1 protein-coding gene is annotated in these 585 nt (G+C 45.8%); it reads right to left on the reverse strand.

Going from position 1 to position 585, the window contains the following annotated elements; genetic code table 11:
- The coding region (locus AAEY62_RS20135) for a transposase domain-containing protein (protein ID WP_350556363.1) at window positions 1-491 on the reverse strand (491 nt) is incomplete at its 3' end.
- Between the last annotated feature and the right edge of the window lie 94 nt (window positions 492-585).

A 585-nucleotide genomic window follows, 5' to 3' on the forward strand; every position in this document is an offset into this window, starting at 1 on the left:
ACCTGAGGGAAGGCCGTGTCACCATACTGATTTTTCCACATGGAGAATGCATGTTGATTTTCAGCAGTATCCGGTGTGCGCCAAATGACACCATCAACACCCAGTAGTGATAGCCCGCACCATGTGGGATGGTTCGCATCAGCATTCCACATTTGCTGACTTTGCTCAAAAACCTGTTTAACGGCATCAGCCCCAAGCCGCTGCCTAGCCTGTACAACCGCGCTGGGCGCAACGAGTTCTTTTTTACCTGGTAAAGCGAGCCCTAATTTACTGACAATACTCCACAGTGGGTCTTCACGATAAAACGACATACAAATGACTGTCCAAACGGCCATCTCAACAGGAAGCCTTCTTTTCCTTATCGTCGCGACACCTGCGGTTTCTGCGCATTGTTTGATAAACTCAGGGCATAAAAAATCACTCAGTTGACCTAAGCCTTCTGAATTGGGTGCGTAGCTATTGGCTAGAGAAAGTGCGGTAGTGAGTTGCAAAATAAAAGGCTCCTGAATAAATTCAGAAGCCTTTATAAACTAACCAGAAGATCGGTCAATGGATCGTTAAATATTTCTTAACTGATCGGCATTA

Source organism: Pseudoalteromonas sp. GW168-MNA-CIBAN-0100 (assembly GCF_040309225.1).
Lineage (GTDB): Bacteria > Pseudomonadota > Gammaproteobacteria > Enterobacterales > Alteromonadaceae > Pseudoalteromonas > Pseudoalteromonas arctica.